Origin of the sequence: Thalassococcus profundi, from assembly GCF_003344785.1 — a bacterium.
GTDB lineage: Bacteria > Pseudomonadota > Alphaproteobacteria > Rhodobacterales > Rhodobacteraceae > Puniceibacterium > Puniceibacterium profundi.
In genome coordinates this window covers 169,152-192,993 of the sequence record NZ_QPMK01000004.1, presented here as the reverse complement: position 1 = coordinate 192,993, position 23,842 = coordinate 169,152, and the positions used below count along the sequence as shown (strand labels likewise).

The 23,842-nt window shown below is 66.0% G+C and carries 19 protein-coding genes; 5 read left to right on the top strand and 14 right to left on the bottom strand.

The window, feature by feature from the left end; genetic code table 11:
• Window positions 1-4: 4 nt before the first annotated feature.
• From pstA to DU478_RS07930, 4 genes are all read right to left on the bottom strand, one after another.
• Window positions 5-1,366 (bottom strand): phosphate ABC transporter permease PstA, encoded by a 1,362-nt coding sequence (gene pstA, locus DU478_RS07945; protein ID WP_114510414.1) that lies wholly within the window; start codon window positions 1,364-1,366, stop codon window positions 5-7.
• Window positions 1,363-2,844: a phosphate ABC transporter permease subunit PstC gene (gene pstC / locus DU478_RS07940; protein WP_114510413.1), complete on the bottom strand. Its 1,482-nt coding sequence runs from the start codon at window positions 2,842-2,844 to the stop codon at window positions 1,363-1,365. The genes pstA and pstC overlap by 4 nt, the downstream gene beginning before the upstream one ends.
• A gap of 111 nt (window positions 2,845-2,955) precedes the next feature.
• Window positions 2,956-3,996 carry a PstS family phosphate ABC transporter substrate-binding protein gene (locus tag DU478_RS07935; RefSeq protein ID WP_114510412.1) on the bottom strand — a complete coding sequence of 347 codons (1,041 nt, stop codon included), beginning with the start codon at window positions 3,994-3,996 and terminating at the stop codon, window positions 2,956-2,958.
• Window positions 3,997-4,162: 166 nt separating this feature from the next.
• The gene (locus DU478_RS07930) at window positions 4,163-5,509 is read right to left on the bottom strand and encodes a YihY family inner membrane protein (RefSeq protein ID WP_114510411.1); all 1,347 of its coding nucleotides are present in this window, start codon (window positions 5,507-5,509) and stop codon (window positions 4,163-4,165) included.
• A gap of 320 nt (window positions 5,510-5,829) precedes the next feature.
• Between DU478_RS07930 and trhA the strand changes: the two genes are divergently transcribed.
• On the top strand, window positions 5,830-6,474 hold the full coding sequence (gene trhA, locus DU478_RS07925; RefSeq protein WP_114510510.1) for a PAQR family membrane homeostasis protein TrhA: 645 nt from the start codon (window positions 5,830-5,832) through the stop codon (window positions 6,472-6,474).
• Window positions 6,475-6,486: 12 nt separating this feature from the next.
• Here trhA and DU478_RS07920 read toward each other — a convergent pair whose 3' ends face one another.
• The 4 genes from DU478_RS07920 to DU478_RS07905 form a co-directional block, all read right to left on the bottom strand.
• Window positions 6,487-7,518 carry an ATP-binding protein gene (locus tag DU478_RS07920; RefSeq protein WP_114510410.1) on the bottom strand — a complete coding sequence of 344 codons (1,032 nt, stop codon included), beginning with the start codon at window positions 7,516-7,518 and terminating at the stop codon, window positions 6,487-6,489.
• Window positions 7,515-8,693 carry a trans-sulfuration enzyme family protein gene (locus tag DU478_RS07915; RefSeq protein WP_114510409.1) on the bottom strand — a complete coding sequence of 393 codons (1,179 nt, stop codon included), beginning with the start codon at window positions 8,691-8,693 and terminating at the stop codon, window positions 7,515-7,517. Before DU478_RS07915 ends, DU478_RS07920 begins: the two co-directional genes overlap by 4 nt.
• A gap of 241 nt (window positions 8,694-8,934) precedes the next feature.
• On the bottom strand, window positions 8,935-9,477 hold the full coding sequence (locus DU478_RS07910) for a holin family protein (protein ID WP_114510408.1): 543 nt from the start codon (window positions 9,475-9,477) through the stop codon (window positions 8,935-8,937).
• Entirely contained in the window at window positions 9,468-10,103 is a 636-nt protein-coding gene (locus tag DU478_RS07905) for a holin-associated N-acetylmuramidase (protein WP_114510407.1), read from the bottom strand. Before DU478_RS07905 ends, DU478_RS07910 begins: the two co-directional genes overlap by 10 nt.
• An 88-nt stretch (window positions 10,104-10,191) precedes the next feature.
• Between DU478_RS07905 and DU478_RS07900 the strand changes: the two genes are divergently transcribed.
• Complete coding sequence (locus tag DU478_RS07900; protein ID WP_114510406.1) at window positions 10,192-10,614, top strand: cupin domain-containing protein; 423 nt, start codon at window positions 10,192-10,194, stop codon at window positions 10,612-10,614.
• A 72-nt stretch (window positions 10,615-10,686) separates the two neighbouring features.
• Here DU478_RS07900 and DU478_RS07895 read toward each other — a convergent pair whose 3' ends face one another.
• The 4 genes from DU478_RS07895 to zwf all read right to left on the bottom strand — a co-directional run bounded on the left by DU478_RS07895 (window position 10,687) and on the right by zwf (window position 15,306).
• Entirely contained in the window at window positions 10,687-11,424 is a 738-nt protein-coding gene (locus tag DU478_RS07895) for a PRC-barrel domain-containing protein (RefSeq protein ID WP_233501157.1), read from the bottom strand.
• Window positions 11,425-11,588: 164 nt separating this feature from the next.
• Window positions 11,589-13,172 carry a glucose-6-phosphate isomerase gene (gene pgi / locus DU478_RS07890; protein ID WP_114510405.1) on the bottom strand — a complete coding sequence of 528 codons (1,584 nt, stop codon included), beginning with the start codon at window positions 13,170-13,172 and terminating at the stop codon, window positions 11,589-11,591.
• Window positions 13,173-13,177: 5 nt separating this feature from the next.
• A complete protein-coding gene (gene pgl / locus DU478_RS07885; protein ID WP_233501156.1) occupies window positions 13,178-13,855 on the bottom strand; it encodes a 6-phosphogluconolactonase in 678 nt (225 codons plus the stop codon).
• A complete protein-coding gene (zwf, locus tag DU478_RS07880; protein WP_114510403.1) occupies window positions 13,852-15,306 on the bottom strand; it encodes a glucose-6-phosphate dehydrogenase in 1,455 nt (484 codons plus the stop codon). The genes pgl and zwf overlap by 4 nt, the downstream gene beginning before the upstream one ends.
• A 207-nt stretch (window positions 15,307-15,513) precedes the next feature.
• Between zwf and DU478_RS07875 the strand changes: the two genes are divergently transcribed.
• The 3 genes from DU478_RS07875 to DU478_RS07865 all read left to right on the top strand — a co-directional run bounded on the left by DU478_RS07875 (window position 15,514) and on the right by DU478_RS07865 (window position 21,040).
• On the top strand, window positions 15,514-16,464 hold the full coding sequence (locus DU478_RS07875; protein WP_114510402.1) for a radical SAM protein: 951 nt from the start codon (window positions 15,514-15,516) through the stop codon (window positions 16,462-16,464).
• 103 nt (window positions 16,465-16,567) lie between these two features.
• Complete coding sequence (locus tag DU478_RS07870) at window positions 16,568-17,812, top strand: lytic murein transglycosylase (RefSeq protein WP_114510401.1); 1,245 nt, start codon at window positions 16,568-16,570, stop codon at window positions 17,810-17,812.
• 231 nt (window positions 17,813-18,043) lie between these two features.
• Complete coding sequence (locus tag DU478_RS07865; RefSeq protein ID WP_158545757.1) at window positions 18,044-21,040, top strand: Ig-like domain-containing protein; 2,997 nt, start codon at window positions 18,044-18,046, stop codon at window positions 21,038-21,040.
• Window positions 21,041-21,109: 69 nt separating this feature from the next.
• Here the strand turns inward: DU478_RS07865 and DU478_RS07860 are convergent, their stop codons facing one another.
• The gene (locus tag DU478_RS07860) at window positions 21,110-22,852 is read right to left on the bottom strand and encodes a methyl-accepting chemotaxis protein (RefSeq protein WP_114510400.1); all 1,743 of its coding nucleotides are present in this window, start codon (window positions 22,850-22,852) and stop codon (window positions 21,110-21,112) included.
• A gap of 21 nt (window positions 22,853-22,873) precedes the next feature.
• Window positions 22,874-23,446: a hypothetical protein gene (locus DU478_RS07855; RefSeq protein ID WP_407703152.1), complete on the bottom strand. Its 573-nt coding sequence runs from the start codon at window positions 23,444-23,446 to the stop codon at window positions 22,874-22,876.
• Window positions 23,447-23,842 lie beyond the last annotated feature (396 nt).

The following is a 23,842-nucleotide window of genomic DNA, read 5'->3' as shown; positions in this document are numbered from 1 at the left end:
TCCGTTACCAGCGACGCTCGAACCTGCGGCGAAGCAGGATGGCGATGAGGTTCATGGTCAGCAGGAACACGAGCAGGATGATGATACCGCCCCAGGCGCGTTCGTAATAGGCCGGATCGGCGCGTTTCGCCCATTCGAAGATCTGCGCGGGCATGGCCGAGTTGGGATCGAGGAAGCCCGAGGCCACCCCGTCGGGATAGTTGGTGGCGATGTAACCCACCATGCCGATGAGCAAAAGCGGCGCGGTTTCGCCAAGCGCCTGCGCGAGGCCGATGATCGTACCCGTGAGGATGCCGGGCATCGCCAGCGGCAGCACGTGATGGAACACCGACTGCATCTTGCTGGCCCCCACACCCAGCGCCGCGTCGCGGATGCTGGGCGGCACCGCCTTGAGCGACGCGCGGGTCGAGATCACAATGGTCGGCAGGGTCATCAGCGTCAGCGTGAGACCGCCCACCAGCGGCGCCGATTGCGGCAGATGCGCGAACTGGATGAACACGGCAAGGCCCAGGATACCGAACACGATGGACGGCACCGCGGCGAGGTTCGAGATGTTCACCTCAATGAAATCGGTGAACTTGTTCTGCGGTGCGAATTCCTCGAGGTAGATCGACGCGGCGACGCCGATGGGCAGCGACAGCACCAGCACCACCAGCATCATGAAGAACGACCCCAGGATCGCGACGCCCATGCCGGCCTGTTCGGGGCGGCTTTCGGAGGCGTCAGAGCCGGTGATGAACGGCCAGTTGAAGCTGCGGTTGATCGCTCCGGCGTCGACCAGCCCGTCGACCACGTCCAGGTGTTCCGGGCTGAGGTTCGGATCGCGCGCCAGGCTCTCGCGATCAACGCGCCCCTTCATGTAACCGTCGACGCGGCTCGAGGCCAGCAGGCGGAATTCCTGCGTGGTGCCGATAACGTCGGGGTCCGCCAGAACCGTGTCGCGCAGCTGCGCGCCCGCAGCGCTCGACAGCATGTCGCGCAGGTCGCTGCCGTCGGTGATCTCGGTCTCGATGCCGGCTTCGGACACGGTCCGCTCCAGCGCCGCGGCGATCAGCGGATTGTACCCGAAGGTCGACACCTTCCTCAGGTCTTCGGGATCGCGGTTGCCGTTTTCGTCCAGCACATCCGCGGGCAGTTCGATCTGCACCGTCATGTAGGTCTGCGTGAAGGCCGGGATGCCGTTGCGCACGATGGCGAACAGCAACGCCGCGAGGAACAGCATGCCGATGCTGATCGCGATCACGCCATACAAGCGGAAACGTCTCTCGGCGGCGTTGCGGCGCTTCGTGCGGTCGGATTCGTGCAGGATCGACCCGATGCGGGGCGGCTGCGACGCCGGGGCGGAGGCAGAGGTTGCGTCGGTCATTCGTATTGCTCCCGGTAACGGCGGACGATCCAGAGCGCCAGCACGTTCAGCGCCAGGGTGATGACGAAGAGCGTCATCCCCAGCGCGAAGGCGACCAGCGTCTCGGGGCTGTTGAATTCACCGTCGCCGGTCAGCTGGCTGACGATCTTGGCGGTCACGGTGGTCATGGCTTCGAAAGGGTTCAGGGACAGCGATGCCGCGGCCCCTGCCCCCAGCACGACGATCATCGTCTCGCCGATGGCGCGGCTGGCGGCCAGCAGGATGGCGCCGACGATGCCCGGCAGGGCCGCGGGCAGGATCACCTGGCGAATGGTCTCGGACTGCGTGGCGCCCAGCCCGTAGGAGCCGTCGCGCATCGCCTGCGGGACCGAGTTGATGATGTCGTCCGACAGCGAACTGACAAAGGGAATGAGCATGATGCCCATGACCAGCCCCGCCGTCATCGCCGCGGTGCCGCCCGACATCCAGCCCAGCTGCAGCACGCCGTCGTTCCCGAAAGCGCTCAGCAGCAGCGGGCCGACGGTCAGCAGCGCGAAGAGGCCGTAGACGATCGTGGGAATGCCCGCCAGCACCTCGAGCAGCGGCTTGACCACCGACCGCACCGGCTTTGACGCGTATTCCGACAGGTAGATCGCCGAGAAGAGGCCCAGCGGCACTGCCACGGCAAGCGCGATGATCGAGATGTAGAGCGTGCCCCAGATCAGCGGCAGGAAACCCAGTTCGGACCCGCCGCCGCGCCCGGAAAAGCTGGGCTGCCAGGTGGTGCCCAGGAAGAACTCCGCCGCCGGATAGCGCGAGAAGAAATCGAGCGTGTTGAAGATCAGCGAAAAGACGATGCCGATGGTGGTCAGGATCGCCACGCAGGCTGCGGCGATCAGCAGGATCAGCACCGCGCGCTCGACCGTGTTGCGGGCGCGGAAATCCTTTGCGGTCATCATGTAGGCGGCGCCGAAGCTGGCCAGCGCCACCAGCAGCACCAGCACCGTCCGGATCGTGTTACCGGTGTTGGTCAGGTTACGATATTGCTGCGCAAGTTCCAGCGTCGTCTCGTCCACGTCGGACCCGAGGGCGATGCCCACCGCGCCCAGCCGCTCGCGGATGTCGTTGGCCGAAACCGACAGGTTGGCGGCCTCTTCGCGCGTCATCGCGCCCTGCGACACCGCATAATCGAGCCCGTCCGCAACGCGGCGCACGTCGGCCATCGCCAGCGACCGTTCGCCGGCATCGGCTTGGATCGCCTCGGGCAGGCCGGAGGACACGTAGAGGTCGCTGACCATGGGTTGCGCGATCAGCCAGATCGCCAGCAGCCCCAGCGCCGGGACGGCGGCGGCCATTGCGGCATTGGTGCCGTAATAGCTCGGGAGCGAATGCAGGCGACGCTGATCGCCGCCGGCCGAGGCCATCGCCCGGCCGCGGGCCAGCACGTATCCGGCGGCGGCAAGGACCACGACGATCAGGAAAATCCAGCTTGCGGGCATCTGAACGGGCCTTTGAAAGAGCTTGGAGGGAAACGGCACCGGGGACCAAGCGCCCCCGGTGCAGAAGGTCGGGCCGGGCGGCAGCCGCCGGGGCTGCCGCGCTGCGCCTGCTTACATGCCCTCGCCGAGGGTTTCCTCGTTGGCGACGGCTTCCTGGGTCTGTGCCAGCTCGGGATCGGACACCAGGCCGTAGTTGGACAGCGGGCCGTTCGGGCCTGCGATCTCGTCGGAAACGAAGAACTCGGCATATTCCTTCAGGCCGGGGATCACGCCGATGTGGGCCTTCTTGATGAAGAAGAACAGCGGGCGCGACACCGGGTATTCACCCGAGGCGATGGTTTCGGTCTTGGGCTCGACGCCGCCGATGGTCGCCACTTTGAGCGAGTCGGTGTTGTTCTCGTAGAATGCGAGGCCAAACACGCCGATGCCGTTGGGGTTGCTGTCAACGCGTGCCAGCGTTTCGGTGTAGTCGCCGTCGATGTCGACGGTCACGCCGTTGCCGCGCACGTCGAGGCAGGCATCCTCGGCGTCGTCCTCGGACATGCCGCCGTCGATCATCGCCTGCATCGCGCCGGTGTCTTCGCAGCCCTGCAGCAGAACCTTTTCCTCGAACACTTCACGGGTACCGTGCTTGGTGCCCGGGATGAAGGCCAGGATGTCGGCCGCCGGCAGATCGGCGTTGAAATCGGCCCACTGGGTATGCGGGTTGTCGACGATCTCGCCGTCGACCAGGACCTTGGCCCCCAGGGCGTTGAAGATGTCCGACGCTTCGAAGGCGGTGAATTCCGGGCCGTTCAGCTGGCTGGCGAAGACGATGCCGTCATAGCCGATGCGCACTTCGATGATGTCGTCCACGCCGTTCTCGGTGCAGAGCTCGAGGTCGCTTTCGCGGATCGGACGCGAGGAGTTGGCGATATCGATGGTGTTCTCGCCCACGCCTTCGCAGAAGCGCTTGAGACCGGCGGAGGAACCGCCCGATTCGACGACCGGCGTCGGGAAGTCGAAGTTTTCACCGAAAGCTTCGGCCACGATCGACGCATAGGGCAGCACGGTCGAGGAACCGGCGATCTGCACGTTGTCACGGGCAGCGGCGGCGGTGGCACAGACGGCAGTGATCGCCAGAGCAGAGGCGGTCAGTTTCACAGATGTCATGGAATGCTCCTGTAGGACATTTCGGTGACCATCCCCACGATGGCCTTGGCCCGCATCTAGGAGCCGCACGCAATGCTTTTGTGACAGCCGTGTAACAGTTTCATGACGACCGCCGCCGGCGCGGTTTTTCTGCGCGCTGACGTGGCGACACCCCGCTGCGTCGGGATCATTCCGCCGCGCGGTCCATCGCGCCGTCGTCGCGCGCCTTGAGAAGCTCTGCCAGCGGCGCGTCGAGGATGCCAGATTCGGCGTCGAACAGCCGCTCCAGCCGGTCGCGCACCGCCTCGGTCTCCGGCCCCAGCCGCGCGCGAAGTGCCTCGGGCACTGCCTCCTCGGACGCCGGATCGAGCCCCAGCGACAAGCCGAGGTCGCGGGCAAGATCGTGCAGCGTCGTCACGTAAAGATCCCGCGACAGGGCAATGCAGCCGTTCTCGGTCTCCACGAGGTAGCCCGCGGTGGTCAACTGCTCGACGATCTCGTCGCGTGCCTCGAGCGGGGCGGCATCGACGAGGTCCTCGACGTCGATGGTGCGTCCGGTCCGGGCGTGGGTCATCAGCCGCGCCAGCACCGCCACAGCCACCTGCAGCTTGCCTGACGCGGACAGATCCGCGCCCAGCACCGCCGACCGCGATTCCCACCAGTCCGGAAAGGAGGCGGCGAAGACCGCGCCGAGGATGATCACCATCCAGCTGGTGTAGATCCAGACGAGGAAGACCGGCACGGCGGCGACCGCACCGTAGATCGTCTCGTAGCTCGACCCGGAACTGTAGAAGGTGTTGAACCCCCAGGACAGCACCTCGAAGGAAATGGCAGCAAATGTCGCCCCGATAATCGCGTGGCGGATACGCACGCGGCGCGCGGGCACCAGCACGAACAGCGCGGTGAAGCCCACGATGTTGATAAGCACGCTCAGGAAGAAGGTCGCCAGCGCCGTCTTGGTGAAGTCGGTGTCGGCCTCCACCCCCAGCATCTGAAGGTTGCTGCTGCTGGCGATGGCGCGCAGGTCCGAGGTCAGGGTGATGCTGGCCGCGATCAGCAGCGGCCCCAGCGTCAGGATCGCCCAGAAGATCAGCAGACGCACGAGGATCGGCCGCGGCCGGTCGACGTGCCAGACCCGGTTCAGCGTGTCCTCGACCGTGGACAGCAGCAGCAGCGCCGCCACCGCCAGTGCCACGATGCCCACCGCGGTCAGGTTGCTGGCATTCTGGGTGAAATTCGTCAGGTAGTCCGAGATCGCCGCCCCCGCCTCGGGCACGACGGCGCTGAAGAACAGCTCCTGCATGCGGCCCTTGACTTCGTTGAAGGCCGGAAAGCTGGACAGGATGGCAAAGGCGATCACCAGCAGCGGCACCAGCGCCAGCAGTGTCGAATAGGTGAGCGAAGCGGCCGAGTTGTTCATGCGCTCGTTGAAAAAACGCCGCAGCGCGAAAACCACGAAATGGCCCAGCTGTTCAATGGCAGAGCCGGCCCGGGTCTGGCGCAGCGTGTCGATACGGGTCAAAAACTGTTTCATGACCGGCAAACTAGTGCAGTTTGCGCACGAATGCAGGCGATCCGGCCGTTTTTCACCGAAGACTGGCAGATTTGGCACGGATTCAGGGCTGGTGCGGTGGCTTGAGGCGGGTGTCCGGTCGCGCGCCTTACCGGAGATAGGGAAGACGGGGTCGTCATCCTGGGGACAGCACGTTTGCGACCGGTGTACTGTCCTGCGGATGACTGGAGGAACGGTAGACCGTCTGGGATGCCCGCGTCATCGCGCCCCGCTGGGCAAGCGCCACGAAAAAGCCACGTATGCGGGGTATGTTGAAGACAGACCGCGCCAAAGGTGCCCCGATGCCCTATCCCGCCTATGCCCGTTCCGAACGACTTGCCGATGGTGCCATGCACGTGATCGGCGTCGCGGGCGCCATCATCGGCGCGGCGTTCCTGCTAATGGTCACCGCCGAAGCTTCGGACGCCGGCACGCGGGCGGCGCTCGCGGTCTACGGTGCGGCGCTGGTGGCGACCTTCCTGGCCTCGGCCTGCTATCACATGACCCCCTGGGAGGGGCCGCGACCGATTCTGCGGCGCATCGACCACGCCGCAATCTACCTCAAGATCGCGGGCACCTACACGCCGCTCGCAGTGCTGATCGGCTCGGGCCTTGCCTATCTCGTGCTGACGGTGATCTGGGGTCTCGCGGCCTTCGGCATGGTGCGCAAGCTCTTCTTCTGGCGCACGCCGGGCCGGGCCGACTGGGTGTTCTACATGGTCATGGGATGGCTGGCGGTGCTGCTGCTGTCGTCGCTTGTGCCGATGGTGCCCGGCGCGGCCCTGGCGCTGATGGTCGCGGGTGGGCTGCTCTACACGCTGGGGGTCGTTTTCTACCTTTGGGAGAGCCTGAAATTCGCCAATGCGATCTGGCATTTCTTCGTGCTGATCGCTTCGGCCTGCTTCTTTGCCGCCATCGCCGTCGCACTGCCCGGCACCGCACTCTGACCGCGCCCCGCCTCACTCCACCGGCAGGATCACCTTGAACGTGCTGCCCTGCCCCGGTGCGCTTTCGATGCGCAACCGCCCGCGGTGGCGATTGACGATATGCTTGACGATGGCGAGCCCCAGCCCGGTGCCGCCCTTTTCCCGCGACCGGTGCGAGTCCACCCGGTAGAAACGCTCGGTCAGACGCGGAATGTGGCGCGGCTCCATCCCCGGACCGGTATCCTGAACCTCCAGCACGACACCGTTGCCGCGCAGGGGTGCGAGGTAGTCCGGCGCGCTCAGCCGCACGGTGACGGTGGCGCCGGCGCCGGAATACTTGATCGCGTTCTCCATGAGGTTCGTCAGCACCTGCCGCAGCTGGTCGGCATCCCCGCGCATCACGAAAGCGTCCGGCAGGTCCAGGTTCAGTACGACACCCGAGTCCTGCGCGAGCGGTTCCATGCCGGTCGCGGTGGAGCGGATCAGCCCGCCCAGATCGACCTGCATCGTGGGCCGCATGCGTTCGTCCGCCTCGACCCGGCTGAGGCTCAGCAGGTCGCGCACCAGCCGGTTCATCCGGCCCGCCTCGGTCTCCATGATGGTCAGGAACCGGTCGCGCGCCGCGGCATCGTCGCGGGCGGGGCCTTTCAGCGTCTCGATGAAGCCCATGAGCGCGGTCAGCGGCGTGCGCAGCTCGTGGCTGACGTTGGCGACGAAATCGCGGCGCATCTGGCCCGCCTGTTCCAGCTGGGTCACGTCCTGGAAGACCACCAGCACCCCGGCATCCTGGCCGAGCGACACCGCGCGCACCGACACGTCGAAAGTCGTGTCCTGCCGGCCGTCGTTGGTCAGGTACCGCGTGCGGCGCGGCTGCCGGTCGCGCAGGCTCGCCTCGATCGTGTCGAGCAGCTGCGGCTGGCGCAGGGCGGTGATGAAATGCCGCCCCGCGATGGCGTCGCCCAACAGGCTGCGCGCCTCGCCGTTGGCGGCCTCGATCCGTTCGTCGCGGCGGATCAGCACCGCCGGCAGCGGCACCGCGTCGACAAAGCGCGCGGGGTCGCTCACCTTGCCCCCCGCGCCGCTGCGAGACCGGCGCCAAAGGTGTCCTGAAGCGCCTCCGGATCCTCGAGCCCGACAGAGACCCGGAAGAACCCTTCGGAGATGCCGATCGCCGCGCGGGCCTCGGGGGTGAGGCCGCGATGCGAGCTCGAGGCGGGATGCGACAGGGTCGTGCCCACATCGCCCAGGGTCGGCGCGAAGGCCACGCCTTCGGCCGCCGCGGCAAAGGCATTGGCCGCCGCGCGCCCGCCCTCGATCTCAAAGCTGAGCATGTTGCCGCCCGTCCCGCGCAGCAGCGCCTGCGCCCGGGCGCGGTCGGGATGGTCGTCGCGCGTTGGGTAAAGTACCCGCGTCACCCCCGCCTGCCCCGCCAGCCAGCGGCCCAGCGTCTCGGCAGTGCGCTGGGCGCGGTCGAAACGCAGATCGAACGAGACCAGGCCGCGCTCCGCCAGCCAGCAGTCGAAGGGGCTGGGGGTGAGCCCTGTGGTGACGATGAAATCGTAGAGCTGCCTTTGCAGATCCGGGTCTTTCGCGGCCACCCAGCCCAGCGTCACGTCGGAATGGCCCGCAAGCAGCTTGGTCACCGAATGCAGCACCACGTCGGCGCCTTGTTCGAAAGGCTTGATGGCGCGTGGCGTGGTGAAGGTATTGTCCACGACCAGCAGGATGTCCCGCGCCTTGCACAGCGCCGCGATCCCGTCGAGATCGGCCAGCCGCAGCGTCGGGTTCGACACCACCTCGATCAGCACCAGGCGGGTGGTCTCGCGCAGGGCCGCCTCCATCGACGCGGCATCGGTGGGATCGGCCAGCGTCGTTTCGATCCCCAGCCGCGGCAGGTCGTCCCGCATCATCCGCAGCGACCGGCCATAAAGCTGGTCGCCGCCCAGTACGTGATCGCCTGCCTTGCACAGCCCCAGCAGCGCCGCCGTGACCGCCGCCATGCCCGACCCGGTGACGATGCCGCCTGTCGCGCCTTCGAGCGCGTCGATGCGACGGGCCAGGACATCGGCATTGGGGTGGCCCTCGCGGGCGTAGGTGTAGCCGCTGGTGCGGCCCTCGTACTGCGCATCAAGCGCGTCGGGCGTGTCGGAGGCATAGACCACCGACGGCATGATCGGCGTCACCACCGGGCTCGAGACGCTGTCCGGCAGGCCCTGCGGGCGGATGATCGTGGGTTTCATGGGCATCTCCTGCGTTTGGGGCAAGAGGTGCCACATGGGTCGGGGGGCGACAAGCCGGGAAGCGCGGTGATGGTCGTCGCGTGCCAGATGCGAGGGGCGCTGCCCCTCGCGCTCCCCGGAGGTTTATGGGCAAGATGAAGATGGGGGCGAACTCTGGTGCGACTGGCAGCGTGTCACATGCGGAACGGGTATCACGCAGGTGGGACGCCTACCGCGCGGAAGGGGCCAGGATAACATTGGTTCAGCCGTGGGCGCGCGCGGCGCGCCATTCCTCGAGCGCGGGGTTGTCAGAGGATGTCGGCGACGCATCCGGCGCGGACCGCAGGTCCTCGATGTCGGTCACGGTGCGCACCACCTGCGGGACGGCGGCCATTGTCACGGCCAGGTCGCGCTGGAAATCCTGGCCCTTGGCCTGGTGGCGCGCGCCGAAATAGAAGCTGACGATGGCGCCCAGCAACCACCAGAGCGGTTCCGGCACCAGCGCGATCCCGGCCATGCGTGCGGCGAACCAGACCGGGTCCACCATCGCCGCCACGAAGAGGCCCAGCGTCCCCAGCGCCATGGCCGGTCGCGGCACGCGGTTGAGCGCGTCCATCAGCCGGTCGAACCAGCCGCGTCTGGCCAGGCGGAATTCCTGCCCGAACTGTTCAAGCGCCTGGCCCTGCAGACCGGCCTCGCGGCCCGCCTGCGCCTCGGCATTGACGCGGAAGACTTCGGCGGTTTCCGCCACCACGTTGCGGCCCGATCCGAAAACGAGGCCGAGAATGCGTTCGATCAGCCCCATGCCGCCACCCGTGCCCTGAACTGCGCCTCGGTGAGGTGAAAGCGCGGCGAGATGAATTCTTCGGCGCGGCGGATCCAGCCGCCCTTGCCGCCGTCGCGGCGGCGCGCGTATTTGCGGCTTGCGGGGCGGCGGTCGGCCAGCGCGAAGTAGTAATTGCGCCGCGCGATGCCGTAGGCGTCGGCCAGGTGATCCGGTGCCGCGGCCTGGGCGCGGGCGGTGGCGGCGATGGTCTGCGGGCCGATGATGCCGTCGACCGCCACCTCCTGCCGCATGTCCATCAGCAGGCGCTGCAGGATCTTCACCGCATTGGCACCTGCGTTCACGTACATGTCGAAGACCGTGGCATGCAGCGCCGGCGGCAGTTCGGCGATCCGCGGACGCAGGAAGTAATGCGTGGTGAAGATCTGTACCGCCTGGGCGCGACTCAGGCGGCGTACGTCGGCCTCGGTCACGCGCCCGTCGCCGGTGATATCCAGCCCAAGTCGTTGCATCGTGCCAAGCGTGACACCGAAATTCGTGGCGCCGCCCGGATCGTCGGGATCGTTTACATAGCCGCCTTCGCGGGCGACGATCTCTTCGGCGATGCGGCGCACGCGGTCGTCTGCGGTGATCTGGTCGGTTGTCATCTCTGGCCCCTTGCCTGCGTCGATGTCGCGGCAGAGACTGCGGAGAATTGGTTAACCGGGCTTGAGCCCACCGCACGCAGAGGACGCCATGGACGCAGAAACGCTGATCGCCCGCCTGAACCTTGCCCCGCATCCCGAGGGCGGGCATTACCGCGAAACCTGGCTGGCCGAGGCCAAGGACGGTGACCGGCCCGCGGGCAGCTGCATCTATTTCCTGCTGACAGCGGGCGAACGCAGCCATTGGCACCGGGTCGATGCGACGGAGATCTGGCATTTCTACGCGGGCGCGCCTCTGGTGCTGTCGCTCTCCGAAACGCTCGACGGTCCGCGGCAGGATCTGCTGCTGGGGCCGGATTTCGACGCCGGTGCCGCGCCGCAGGTGATCGTGCCCGAGGGACATTGGCAGGCGGCGCGCAGCACAGGGGCCTGGACGCTGGTGGGCTGTACGGTCTCGCCAGCCTTCCACTTCGACGGCTTTACCCTGGCCGATCCCGACGTCGATATCCCCTGACACGAAAAAGGCGCCCTCCGCTCCGGAAGGCGCCCTTGTCTCGCGTCGAAGGTCCTGAGGACCCCGGACCGCTTAGTTCATCGGGGATTCATCGACCGACTGCATGTTCTCCAGCTCTTCCTCGCTGTAGCCAACGATGACCTTGTAGGTTTCGTCTTCGACCGGGACGAGCTGAACGTTCTGCATTTCGAGCATCACGTGCTTGTCGCCGATGCCGAGGAAGCCGCCGACCTCGGCAACGATGCCGCTGATCTTGCCGTCGGACGTCAGGATGATGTCCTCGATCTCGCCGATGTCGGTCCAGTCCTCGCCCATTTCGCTGTATTCCTGGGTCGAGAATTCGGCGACGCCGTTCTGGCTGTCGACCGAATAGATGTCGCCGCCCAGAATGTCGCGGACGCGGATCATGTTGGTGTCGTTCGATGCCATGTCCGTGGTTGCGGCAGCGGCTTCGTCCATGGTCTCTTCGGTCTCGGCAGCCGCCTCGTCCATGGTTTCCTCGGTTTCAGCCGCGGCGTTGTCCATGGCTTCGCCGGTTTCCTCGGCGGCGTTCTCCGCAGCCTGTTCGGTCTCTTCGGCCGCGTTTTCTGCGGCGGCGGCGGTGTTCTCGGCCGCGTTCTCTACGGCGTCGCCCGCCTCCTCGGCGGCATTGGCCGTCGCATCCGCGGCGTTTTCGCCTGCGTTCTCAAGGCTCTCGCCGGCATTTTCGAGGTTCTGCTCCATCTGCTCGCCGTTGTTCTCGCTCTGCGCATAGACAGAGCCTGCGGCGATGGTCAGGGCGAGTGCGGTGGTGGTCATAAGGGTTTTCATATCGCATCCTTCGTGTTGAAGACGTTGTGCGAAATCAACCCGGGCCTGCGGTGCGCGTTCCCCCGCCGAAGCCAAATATATTTCGCGATTCTCACGGAACCGCGAGCGGGTGTGAGGCGTTCGCGGCGCGGCAAAAGCGCGCAGGCCAGCCCGGCCGATGCGGTTCAGCCGGAATAACGCTGCACATAGGTGATCAGTTGGCGGGTCGACCCGTCCTTGCCGTCGGGCGCCTGCTCTCCCGACACCATCGGACCGAGCGTCGTGGCCAGTTCCTTGCCCAGCTCGACGCCCCATTGATCGTAGGAGTTGATACCCAGCACCACGCCTTCGACGAACACCCGGTGTTCGTAGAGGGCCACGATCTTGCCCAGCACCTCGGGCGTGAGCTGCGGATAGATCAACGTGGTCGAGGGCCGGTTGCCCGGGAACACACGGTGCCGGGCCTGCCGGTCAAGCTCCGGCCCCACCAGACCCTTCGCGGCCATGATCTCGGTCGCCTCTTCCAGCGACCGGCCGCGCATCAGAGCCTCGGACTGCGCGAGGCAGTTCGCGATCAGCAACTGGTGATGGTGCCGCAAGTCCGGTTCATGCCCTTCCGCTGCGACCAGGAACTCGCAGGGAACGACCCGCGTGCCCTGGTGGATCAGCTGGTAGAAGGCGTGCTGTCCATTGGTGCCCGGCTCGCCCCAGACCACGGGACCGCTGTCGACGGTCAGGTCGGCGCCGTCCATCGACACGCGCTTGCCGTTGCTCTCCATCTCGAGTTGCTGAAGGTAGGCGGGCAGCCGGGACAGGCGGTTGTCGTAGGGCAGCACGGTGCGGGTGGCGTGGCCCAGCCCCTGGTTGTGCCAGATGCCGACCAGTGCCAGCAGGACCGGCATATTCTGATGCAGGGCGGCGGACTGGAAATGGCGGTCCATCTGCTGCGCCCCGCGCAGGAAGGCGGTGAAGGCCTCGGGCCCGATGGCGATCATCAGCGACAGACCGATGGGCCCCCAGACCGAGTAGCGCCCGCCGACCCAATCCTCGAAGCCGATCACCTTCTTCGCCGGGATGCCCCATTCGGCGGCCTTTTCCGCGTTGGAAGACAGCGCGACGAAACGGCCCTCGATCGGCACGCCCTTGTCCTCCATCCAGGCCTTGGCGGTGCGGGCGTTGGTCATCGTCTCGATCGTGGTAAAGGTCTTGGACGCGACGATGAACAGCGTCTTTTCCGGGTTACACCGGCGCAGCACGTCCGAGATGTCGGCACCGTCGACGTTCGACACGAAATGACAGCGCGGCCCGTCGTGGTAAGGCGAGAGGGCGATCGCCGCCATCTTCGGCCCAAGGTCGGAGCCGCCGATGCCGATGTTGACCACATCCGTCACGTCCGACGCGCGGATTTCTTCCGCCAGCGCCGTCATCCGCTTCAGCGTGTCGAGAACGCCGGGCATGACATCTTCGCCGTCGACCATCACCGGACCGCCGTCGAGGTTGCGCAAGGCGGTGTGCAGCACCGCGCGGCCTTCGGTTTCGTTGATCTTCCCGCCCGAGAACATCTCGGCCCGGCGCTGTTCGACACCGGCATTCTGCGCCAGAGCGATCAGCGCCGCGCGCGATTGTTCGTCAAGCTGGGTCTTGGAATAGTCGAAGAGCATGCCGGCGGCGCGAAGCGAGAATTCCTCGGCCCGGTTGTCGTTGTCGAAGAGGTCGAGGATCTGCCGGTCGCCGACCCGCTCTGCTTGAGCCCTGATGCTGTCCCACATGTGCCTTACTCCGCCCAGTGTACGATGGCGCCGTCCAGAACGGCGTTGATCGGTGCGTCCTGCACCGTTTTGCCCTTGGCATTCTCGAGCGCCGCGCGTTTGTCGGCGCCCATGATCAGGATGTGCTTGCGGATCGCGTCGTTCAGCACCCGCGCCGAGAGCGTCACACGAGGCTCGGGCGCGCCGGGTGCGCGCATCGGCACCAGCACCGGCGCATCGGGGCGCAGCGCCGCGTCCAGCTGGTCGGCGCCGGGAAAGATCGACGCGGTGTGCATGTCCGCGCCCATGCCCAGCAGAACCACCGAGAGCGGCAGCTCCGCCTCGATGATGGCGGTCAATTCTTCCAGCCGGTCCTCGGGTTCCTGGCAGGGCATGTACATCGGCAAGAGCTGCGCCTTGGCGGCCTTGTCGGTCAGCAGCCGGTCGCGCAGCAGCCGGGTGTTGGAGCGGTCCGAATCCTCGGGCACCCAGCGTTCGTCGGTCAGCATCACGTCGACCCGGTCCCAGGCCAGGTCCGTGGCGCACAGGTCGTCGAAGACCGGGCCGGGGCTGGTCCCGCCCGGCACGGCAAAGGCCACACGGTCGTTGCGAGACAATGCCGCGCGCAGGTCCCCGGCAAGCTGCCCGGCCAGGTCGATGAACAACATTTCGCGGTCGGGGTAGTCCTGAAATTCGTAGGTCACGCCTTGATCTCCCGCCATTTACGCCCGTCGCGATGCATCAGCATCAGCGAATCCTCGGGCCCTGCGCTGCCCGCGTCATAGGTCTTGGGCACGTCGTTGCGCGCCGCCCAGCCGGCGATGATCGGATCGGTCCAGGCCCAGGCGGCCTCGACCTCGTCCCCTCGCATGAAGAGTGTCTGGTTGCCGCGGATCACGTCCATGATCAGCCGTTCGTAGGCATCCGGCACCTCGTCCGCATCCGGCCCCAGCGCATCGGCAAAGGTCATGTCCAGCGGCACGTCGACCAGCCGCATGCCACCCGGCCCCGGCTCCTTGATCGTCACGTCGAGTGTCATGCCCTCGTTGGGCTGCAACCGGATGATCAGCACATTGCGGTGGCGCCCCGCCTCGGCGCCGAAGATCGAATGCGGCGCGTCCTTGAAGACCACGGCGATTTCCGAGGTCCGCGCCCGCAGCCTCTTTCCGGTGCGCAGGTAGAACGGCGTGCCGGCCCACCGCCAGTTCGAGATATGCACCTTCATCGCCAGAAAGCTTTCGGTCCGTGATTTCGGATCCTCGACATCCTCGCGGTAGCCCGGCTCCTTTTCCGTGGCGTCGTACTGGCCGCGCACGATGTGATGCGGCTCCACCGGTTCCAGCGCGCGGATGACCTTGAGCTTTTCGTCCCGCACCGAATCCGGTTCGAACTTCGCCGGCGGCTCCATGGCGATGAGACACAGCAGCTGCATGAGGTGGTTCTGCACCATGTCCCGCATGGCGCCCGACTTGTCGTAATAGCCGCCGCGCCCGCCGACGCCCACGGTCTCGGCCACGGTGACCTGGATGTGATCGACATATTGCGCGTTCCACAGCGGTTCGAACAGCACGTTGCCGAAGCGGACGGCCATCAGGTTCTGCACCGTCTCCTTGCCGAGGTAATGGTCGATCCGGTAGATCTGCGTCTCGTCGAAATGCTGGGCCAGCACGGCGTTGAGCGCCTTCGCGGTGCCCAGGTCATGCCCGAAGGGTTTCTCGACCACAATGCGGCTTTGGCCCGAGGCCATGCCGTACTGGTGCAACCGCTCCGCGAGGTCGCCGAAAAGCGACGGACCGACGGAGAAATAGAAGGCCCGCACCCGGTCTTCGGTAATGCGGCGGCTCAGTTCCTCCCAGCCGTCGGTTCCGGTGGCATCCACCTGAACATAGCCCAGCCGGGCGAGAAACGCGTCCAGCGCCCCGCCTTCGGGCACGGGTTTGTCGCCGAATTCCTCGATCGCGTCGCGCACCAGTTGACGGTAGCCGTCATCGTCCATCTCGGACCGCGCGGCGCCGATGATCTGCGCCTCTTCGGGCATCTGGCCGGCACAGAAGCGGCGGAACAGACCCGGCAGGATCTTGCGCCGCGCCAGGTCGCCGGTGCCGCCGAAGATGACAAGATCGAAGGGATCGACCGGGATGACTCGCGAAACCATGTCAGGGCACTCCTGTAGTTGTCCGGCGGACTCTCGGGCCCGAACGCCCCCGCCGTTAGCGCTAACGACGCCCATTTAGCGCATGTCTTTTGCAAAGTCTAACACTCTGACGCGGCATCACAATGGTGTCACACCGAAACCGCCGGGCTGGCCAGATGTCCTCGTCCCCGATACCTGTCTGGAAATCCAGAGGATACGAGTACCGTCATGAAAGACACGCCGAACAGGGCAAACGCCGGAAAATTCATCGACCCGGCCGTCACCGCGGGCGGTGAACCGCGCGCCAGCGTGGCGCTGAGCCATCCGCAGACGCTGTGGTTCAACACCGGCACCTTGTGCAACATCGAATGCCTGAACTGCTACATCGAAAGTTCGCCCAGCAACGACGCCCTGGTCTACATCACCGAGGCGGAGGTGGCCGAGTATCTCGACCAGCTCGACGCACGCGGCTGGGGCGTGACCGAAATCGGGTTCACCGGCGGCGAGCCCTTCATGAACCCCGAGATGATCGGCATGACCCGCGCCTGTCTCGCGCGCGGCTACGAGGTGCTGATCCTCACCAACGCCATGCGCCCGATGATGCGGCGCAAGATGCGTGAGGGGCTCGCGGCGTTGCAGGCCGAGTATGGCGACAAGCTCACCCTGCGCATCTCGGTCGATCACTGGTCCGCAGACAACCATGACGCCGAACGCGGCGCCGGCACCTTCGAGAAGACGCTCGAGGGCATGCGCTGGCTGCGGGACACCGGCATCCGCATGGCCGTCGCCGGGCGCACCATGTGGGACGAGACCGACGCACAAAGCCGTGCGGGCTATGCGGCGCTTTTCGAGGCCGAAGGTTTCGAGATCGACGCGACGGATCCGGCGATGTGCGTGCTGTTTCCCGAGATGGATGAAAGTGTCGAGGTGCCCGAGATCACCACCGCCTGCTGGGGCATCCTGAACAAGGACCCCAAGGACGTCATGTGCGCCTCGTCCCGCATGGTGGTCAAGCGCAAGGGCGCCGAAAAACCGGCCGTCCTGGCCTGCACGCTGCTGCCCTATTCCCCGGAATTCGAGCTGGGAGCGACGCTCGAAGAGGCCGAGCGCGACGTGGCGCTGAACCATCCGCACTGCGCCAAGTTCTGCGTGCTGGGCGGGGCCTCCTGTTCGGGTTGAGGGCTCGGGTCGGCGGGCTCCTTCTCAAACCCGCGCGATCCCTAAAACCCTGCTTGCAGCCCGGCGGCAAAGGCCGCACTCTGTCGGCAAACAGGGGCACAAGATGCAGGTCACAAGACGCAGTTTCACAGTTCTCGGGGCCGCCGCCTTTCTGGCGGGCTGTGGTGGCGGCGCAGGCCCGGTGGGACGCCTGACGCCCGCCGCCGATCCCGACCTTCAGCCGCAGCCGAACCCCGCCTACGACGCCTGGGTCGCCAGCTTCCGCAGCCGCGCCCAGTCGCGCGGCATCCGAGCGGATGTGCTGGACACCGCGTTCCGCTCCGCAGGGTATCTGCCGGGGGTGGTCACCCGCGACCGCAACCAGACGGAATTCAAACGGTCGCTCGAGGATTACCTCGCCATTGTCGCCTCGGAGGAAAAGGTCGCGACCGGCCGGTCTCAATTCGCCCGGACCCGCGGACTGCTGGGCCAGATCGAGGCGCGTTACGGCGTGCCTTCGCATGTTGTCGCGGCGGTCTGGGGGATGGAGAGCAACTACGGCGCGCGCCGCGGCGACATTCCGGTGATCTCTGCCACCTCGACGCTGGCCTTCGACGGACGGCGCGGTGATTTCTTCGAAAGCCAGCTGATGGCGGCCCTGCGCATCCTGCAACGCGGCGACGTGTCGGCGCAGGGCCTCGTCGGCAGCTGGGCCGGAGCGATGGGGCATACGCAATTCATTCCGACGACCTACCAGGCCCATGCGGTGGACTTTGCCGGCGACGGACGTCGTGACATCTGGTCCGACGATCCCACCGACGGGCTGGCCTCTGCCGCGGCCTATCTGTCCGACTCGGGCTGGCGGCGCGGTATGCCCTGGGGGCTGGAGGCGCGGTTGCCGTCCGGGTTCAACGCCGGCCTCGCGGGGCGCGGACGGCGCCGGCCGGTATCTGAGTGGTCGACGCTGGGCGTCAGAAGCGCAGGCGGCGGTGCCCTGCCCGATCACGGCCCGGCGGCGCTCCTGCTGCCGCAGGGGGCCTCTGGTCCGGCCTTCCTCGCATTTCGGAATTTCGACGTGATCCTGCGCTACAACAACTCCGAGAATTACGGCATCGGCGTCGGCTACCTGTCGGACCGGATCGCCGGCGCGGGACCCTTGCGGTCGGATTTTCCGCCTGACCGCTATGGCCTGACCATCGACGATCGCCGCCGCCTGCAGCAACGTCTCACCGCGAATGGCTTCGACACCGGCGGTACCGACGGGGTGATCGGCCCGAAATCGCAGGAGGCGATCCGCGCCTACCAATCCAGCCTCGGCGTTCCCGCAACCGGAGAGCCGTCTCGCGCCCTCCTGGACCGGCTGGGCTAAGGCGCCCGAAACGCCAGATAAAATCGCGAACCTGGCCCGTCTGAGCATGCGCTTTTGCGGGACAGGCCGAGTTTCCTGTGATACCACTTTTTCAACGCATTCACCGGGAGATGTTTCATGGACCCATTTTCATCGCCGTTACTCGGCCCCGAACCGCTTCCGCCTTATTTCGATTATCCAGAATGGATGCGCAGCTTTTCTATCTCGCCTGAATTCGGGGCCACGAGCGCCATGCTGTCCGCACCGGCCCCCGATGCCACACCGACCTTCAGCTTCCGCCTGATCGGCGACGACAGCGGCCAAACCCTGGAGGGCACCACCGAGAACGACAAGATCATCGCCGGGGACGGCGACGATTCGATCGACGGCTTCGCGGGGGACGACGGGCTGAACGGCGGCGAAGGCAACGATACGGTCAACGGCGGTGCGGGCCACGACGATATCAAGAGCGGCGGCGGCGATGACGAGGTCTATGGCGGCGAGGGCAACGACACGATCAAGGGCGGCAGCGGTGACGACCTGATCGACGGCGGCGACGGCGACGACCACATCGACGCGGGCCTCGGCAACGACACGGTCTTCGGCGGCCTGGGCAACGATACCCTCTTCGGTCGACGCGGCATCGACACGGCGGTCTTTGCAGGCTCGATCCTGGATTTCGTGTTCGATCCAGATGCCGGGCTGCGCGACACGTTCGAGGTGACGGACCTGAACGCCGCCGACGGCGATCAGGGCACCGACACGCTGACGCGTTTTGCATTCCTGCAATTCGACGATTTCACCTATGACATCCGGGTCAACAACGGCCCGCTTGTGGTGGCCCAGGACGTTGTGACCGACGAAGAGACACCCGTGGTGCTGACTGTGTCGGCCTATGATTTCGAAGGCGACGCGCTCAGCATCGCCGGGGTGACCTTCCCCGGCACGGTGGCAATCACGCCGCTGAGCAACGCAGCACTGGTGCCGGTGGTCGGGACCGGGCGCAGTTTTTCCTTCACCTTCAACCCGGTCGGGTTCCGCGACGATCTGGCCGCCGGGGCCAGCGCGGTCGAAACTTTGTCAGTCTCGGTGCAGGATGCCGACGGCAACCTGGGATCGGTGGACTTCGATGTGACGATCAACGGCGTCAACGACGCGCCCGTGGCCACCGATGACGCCGCCGCAACCGATGAAGACACGCCGTTGCTGATCGACGTTCTGGCCAACGACACGGATGTCGACACCGGCGATACGCTGACCATCACCTCCGCATCGGCGGATAACGGCACGGTGGCGGTCACCGCGGGCGGGCAGTTGCTGTATACGCCCAACCTGAACTTCAACGGCGGTGACACCATCCGGTACGAGATTTCGGACGGCAACGGCGGCACAGATTTTGCCGATGTGACTCTGACGGTGAACGCGATCAACGACGTGCCCGTTGCGCTGAACACCGACTTGACCTTCAACGAGGCCGACGGCCCCTTCGTCATCGACCTCAACGACCAGGTGTCCGAGGTCGACGGCGATACGCTGACCTTCAGCAACATCGCGCTGAGCCGCGACAGCGCGCTGATCGCTTTCACCGTACTGGCGGGCGGGCGGATCGCGATCGACCCGACCACGATCGCGGGTCTCGACACAGGCGATGACCTGACCGTGCGCTTTTCCTACACGGTGACCGACGACAGCGGCGACACCGGCAACGACAGCGCCAACGGCGCATTCGATCTGACCATCGTCGGGCAGGATGACCCTGTGTTCACCGGAAACGTTCCGCCCACGGCGAACCCGATCACGGTGATCGCGGATGAAGAAGACGGGCCGATCTCGATCCCGATCTCTGCTTTCGTCACCGACCCGACCCCGAACGAGGTACTGACGATCACTTTGCTGGTGCGCGGCGATCCCGCCTCTGCCGTCGTGTTTTCCGGCGGTGTGGACCTCGGCGAAGGCGGCGCGCTGATCATCGACCCGGTGCAGTTCGGGCTGAACGAGGGCGAGGCAGAGACCTTCCTTCTGACCTACGTGGTCGAGGACAGCATCGGCTCGCTGGACCGGAACATCATCACGCTGCAACTGACCGGCGACACGCCCGCCCCGCCCGGAAACCGGGCTCCGGTGGCGCTGAACATTCCCGGAGTGGCGGGCTATCCGTCTTCGCCCGACCCCTTCGGCGGATCCGGACCGTTGCCCGGTGAAGTCACGGGCGATCTCGTGGTCGATTTCGACGACCTCATATCGGATCCCGACGGCGATTCGCTGACACTCGAGCTTGGGCAGTTGGTTGCAGGCATCGACGAAGCCACCGGGGTGCCGATCACCGTGCCTTACAGTTTCGACCCCGACAGCAATGTCCTGACCGTGTCGTTCGAAGATGTCGGGCTCGACCCCGGTCAAGAGCAACTGGTCACGCTGGAATACAGCGTGTCGGACGGCTTCGTCTCGACCGCGGGCCAGATCGTGGTGAATTTCGTCAATCCGCCTTTGGCGCCGGATGAACCCGAAACCGTGGTCATCGACTTCGAAGAATTCGCCGCCGCGGACCCGTCCTTTATCCTTCCCGTTACGGAAGTTGGCCCGCTGGGCGTGACTGGCCTCGCCAACGTAGTCGAAACCGACGAGCTTGACGAACGCGCGCCCGGCGGTCTGGTCAACGGCCAGACGACGGTCGGCGGCGACAACGTGCTTACGGGGACCTTCAGCACGACGCTGCAACCGGTGCTGAACGAATCCGATGAGCCGGTGCTGGACGAACGCAACGAACCCATATTCGAAGAAGTGCTCGAAGACCGCTTTGCCCTGCTCGCCCCGGGCCAGAGCTTCGGCCCGGACGACGGCGGCGTGCTTCTCGGAACCACGTCTGCCGGACTCAATTTTCCGGTCCCGAATCCGCTGCCGTCGAGCGTCGGAACCGCCTTCGACCTGGAGGGTCTGTCGCTGAACCTCGCGAACGCGGTCACGGCGACGGTAACGATCACCACATACCGGATCGGCGTCGTGGAAACCGAGAGCAGCTTCGGCGCGAGCTTCAGCGAATATTATCTGCGACTGGTCGAGGACGACAGCTTCGACTTCGTGATCGACGGCGCGACTCCAGCGGCGGTGCTGGATTTCGAAGGTGATTTCCTGGGCGGTGGCGACACCCTGCCCGAGAACAACGCCGCTTTCGACGATATCCTCGCGGTGACGATCGCCGCCGACGACGGCACGCCGGTGGTCCTGGACGATATCCTGGTCTTCATCTGACCCCCCCGCGCCGCGGGCCATATCAAAGCTTCAGGGCCACCCGCAGAGGGTGGCCCGTTTGCTGTCGTGTCAGGCCGCGCGCGGGTTGAGCATCTGCAGGGTTTGCAAGGGACCGGTTTCGAGCGTGAAACGTCCCACAAGCTGGATGAGCGTATCGGCGTCGCTGCCAAGCATCTGGGCGGCCGCCGTGGATTGCTCGACCATCGCGGCGTTCTGCTGTGTGACCTGGTCCAGGTTCGTGACGCCGAGGTTGATCTCGTGCAATCCTTGCGACTGTTCCGTTGCGCCATGCGCGATGGTGCCGACCAGACCCGAGATGTGCTGGACCCGTTCCACCACCTCGTTGAGCGCCGATCCCGCCTGTTCGACCAGCTGTGCGCCGGTCTTGACCTGCTGGGTCGACCCACTGATCAAGGCCTTGATCTGTTGCGCCGCATCCGACGAGCGCTGGGCCAAGGCCCTTACCTCGGAGGCCACCACGGCAAAGCCCTTTCCTGCGGTTCCCGCACGCGCCGCCTCGACTCCGGCATTCAAAGCCAGGAGGTTGGTCTGGAACGCGATGTCGTCGATGACGCTGATGATATCGCCGATCTGGTCCGAGGATTTCTCGATCCCGGCCATGGCCGCGACGGCGTTCTGCATGATCGCGGCGTTCTGATCGACCAGGGCGCTGGCATCCTTGACGATGCCGTCGACCTCCGTCGCGCTGCTGGCGGCGGATTTCACGCTCGCCACCAGTTGATCCAACGCCGCGGCGGTCTGTTCGAGCGTCGCCGCCTGCGTTTCGGTGCGGTGCGAAAGATCTTCCGACGCGCGCCCGATCTCGCCGGCACCGCGGTTGATGTTCTGCGCGCTCGCGGTGACGTCGGTCAGCGCATCTGCAAGGCTTGCGATGGCCTGGTTATAGTTGACCCGCAGCTGTTCGTAGCGCGGCGAAAAGGCGGTTTCGATCCGGTGGGACAATCGCCCCTCGGCCATGGCCTGCAGACCGCCGCTCAGATGGTCGACAACAACGCGCTGAGCCTCTGCATCGGCGGCCCTCTCTTCCTCCGCCCGGCGCGCGGCGCGCAGGGCCTCGATCATGTTCTGCAGATTCCGGGAGATCGCGCCGAATTCATCACCGCGGCCCTGCATCGGTGCATCGGGGTCGTAGTCACCCTCCACGATGCCGGTGATCGTGGCCCCAAGGCGCGCCAGAGGGCGCCCCATGATGCGCTGCAGCAGTGCGATGGTGATCATCATCATCACCAGGAAGATGCCGGCGCCGTAAAGCATGGCGCGGGACTGTTCGGCATTGACCTGCGCGAGCGTCGCTTGCGAAGACCACTGCATCACGACAACGCCGATCGGCTGCGCGCCCGCCTCGACCACGACCGGCGCCGCAAAAACCGTGTCCGAACCCGCTTCGGCCGCGCCGCCCTCTTCAAGGACACGCATCCCGTGCGCCGCCAGCCGCTGCTGTTCCTTATCGGCCAACTCGCTGCTCTGGGCGACGACCGAGCCGTCGGCATCGACAACGATCGCGGCCCGGCCCGCGGCTCCGAGGCTTTCCACCGCCTGCACCAGAGCCGCTTCCACTTGGTCGACCACGCCGAAGCGTAGCGGCTTGGCCACGTCCTTGGCCTTGGACAGGACCGCGGTTTCGACGCTGGACCGGACCGCCTGCACGGCGATCCTGTCGGTCATCGACGACAACAGAAAGACCAGCACCACCGCCACCAGCATCGTAGTCAGCGCCATGATGGCCGCGCATTTGACAAAGACCGATCCGGCCATCCGCCGCAGCCGGCCCGAAAGCGCTGAAAAGCTCATGGAATTTCCTCGTTTAACGGATCACATCAGGCTGTCGGCGTCGACGCCGATGGTCATCGCGCCGATCACCGCGCCGGTGTCCGGATCGCTCAGGCTGATGGAGATCTGGGCCTGGTACATCTGGCTCGATTCGTCGAATTCGATGTCGCTGAAATGGACGGCCCTGGCGCCCTTGCCAAAGGTATCCTGATGCTTGGCTTCGTCGCCCTGCCAGTAGTCCGAGGTCACACTCGACGCCGCGACATTCAGGCCCTGCGCATCCATCACGAAGATTTCGGTGATTGCGCCGCCCGAAGCGGCGACCTTTTCGCGCAGGAGATCGGCAGCGGGATTTTCCAGGACCGGCGTGATCGTCGGCGTGTCCGCGGTGCCGACCTCGGCGCGCCAGGCCTTGTCGAGCTGGTCGATCTCGGCCGCCGTCAGCTCTGCGGTGCGCGCGTTCTGCGCGGTGACAGCCGCGAGAATGGTGGCATCGCCGCTCCATTCCCTGAAATGCGCATCGAGGTAGGATTGCATGGCGGTCTGGGCGTCAATGGCCTGAGCGGCGGGCGCGGCCATCAGCGCGACGGCTGCGGCGTAGAGGAAGTGTTTCACGGCATTTCCTTTCGCTAGGTTGGCGGTGCCCCCGGAGCGGCCCCAACGTTACCCGAGACAGATAACCTGCGAAGTCCTGACATTGGCTTAATGCCACTCGGAAAGCTCGGATTCTCCCTACTTTCCTTGAGCCTCGGCGGCGCCTCCCGACGCCGGCAACCCGGCGGCGAAACCGGAAACCGATCCCGGTCACCGGCGCCCCATGCGCCAAAAGCGACCTTGGGTCGTTTTTGATCCAGAAAAACCGCTCGGACGCCGGCATGCTCGGGCAAACGCACGGTGGAGGGTACGCCGGTGCAGAGACGCGACACGGTCGACCGGATCACCCGCACCATCGGGGCGCGGCGCGGCCGCGCGGCACGGGGACGACCGGCCCGGCGTCGGGCCTGACCACAC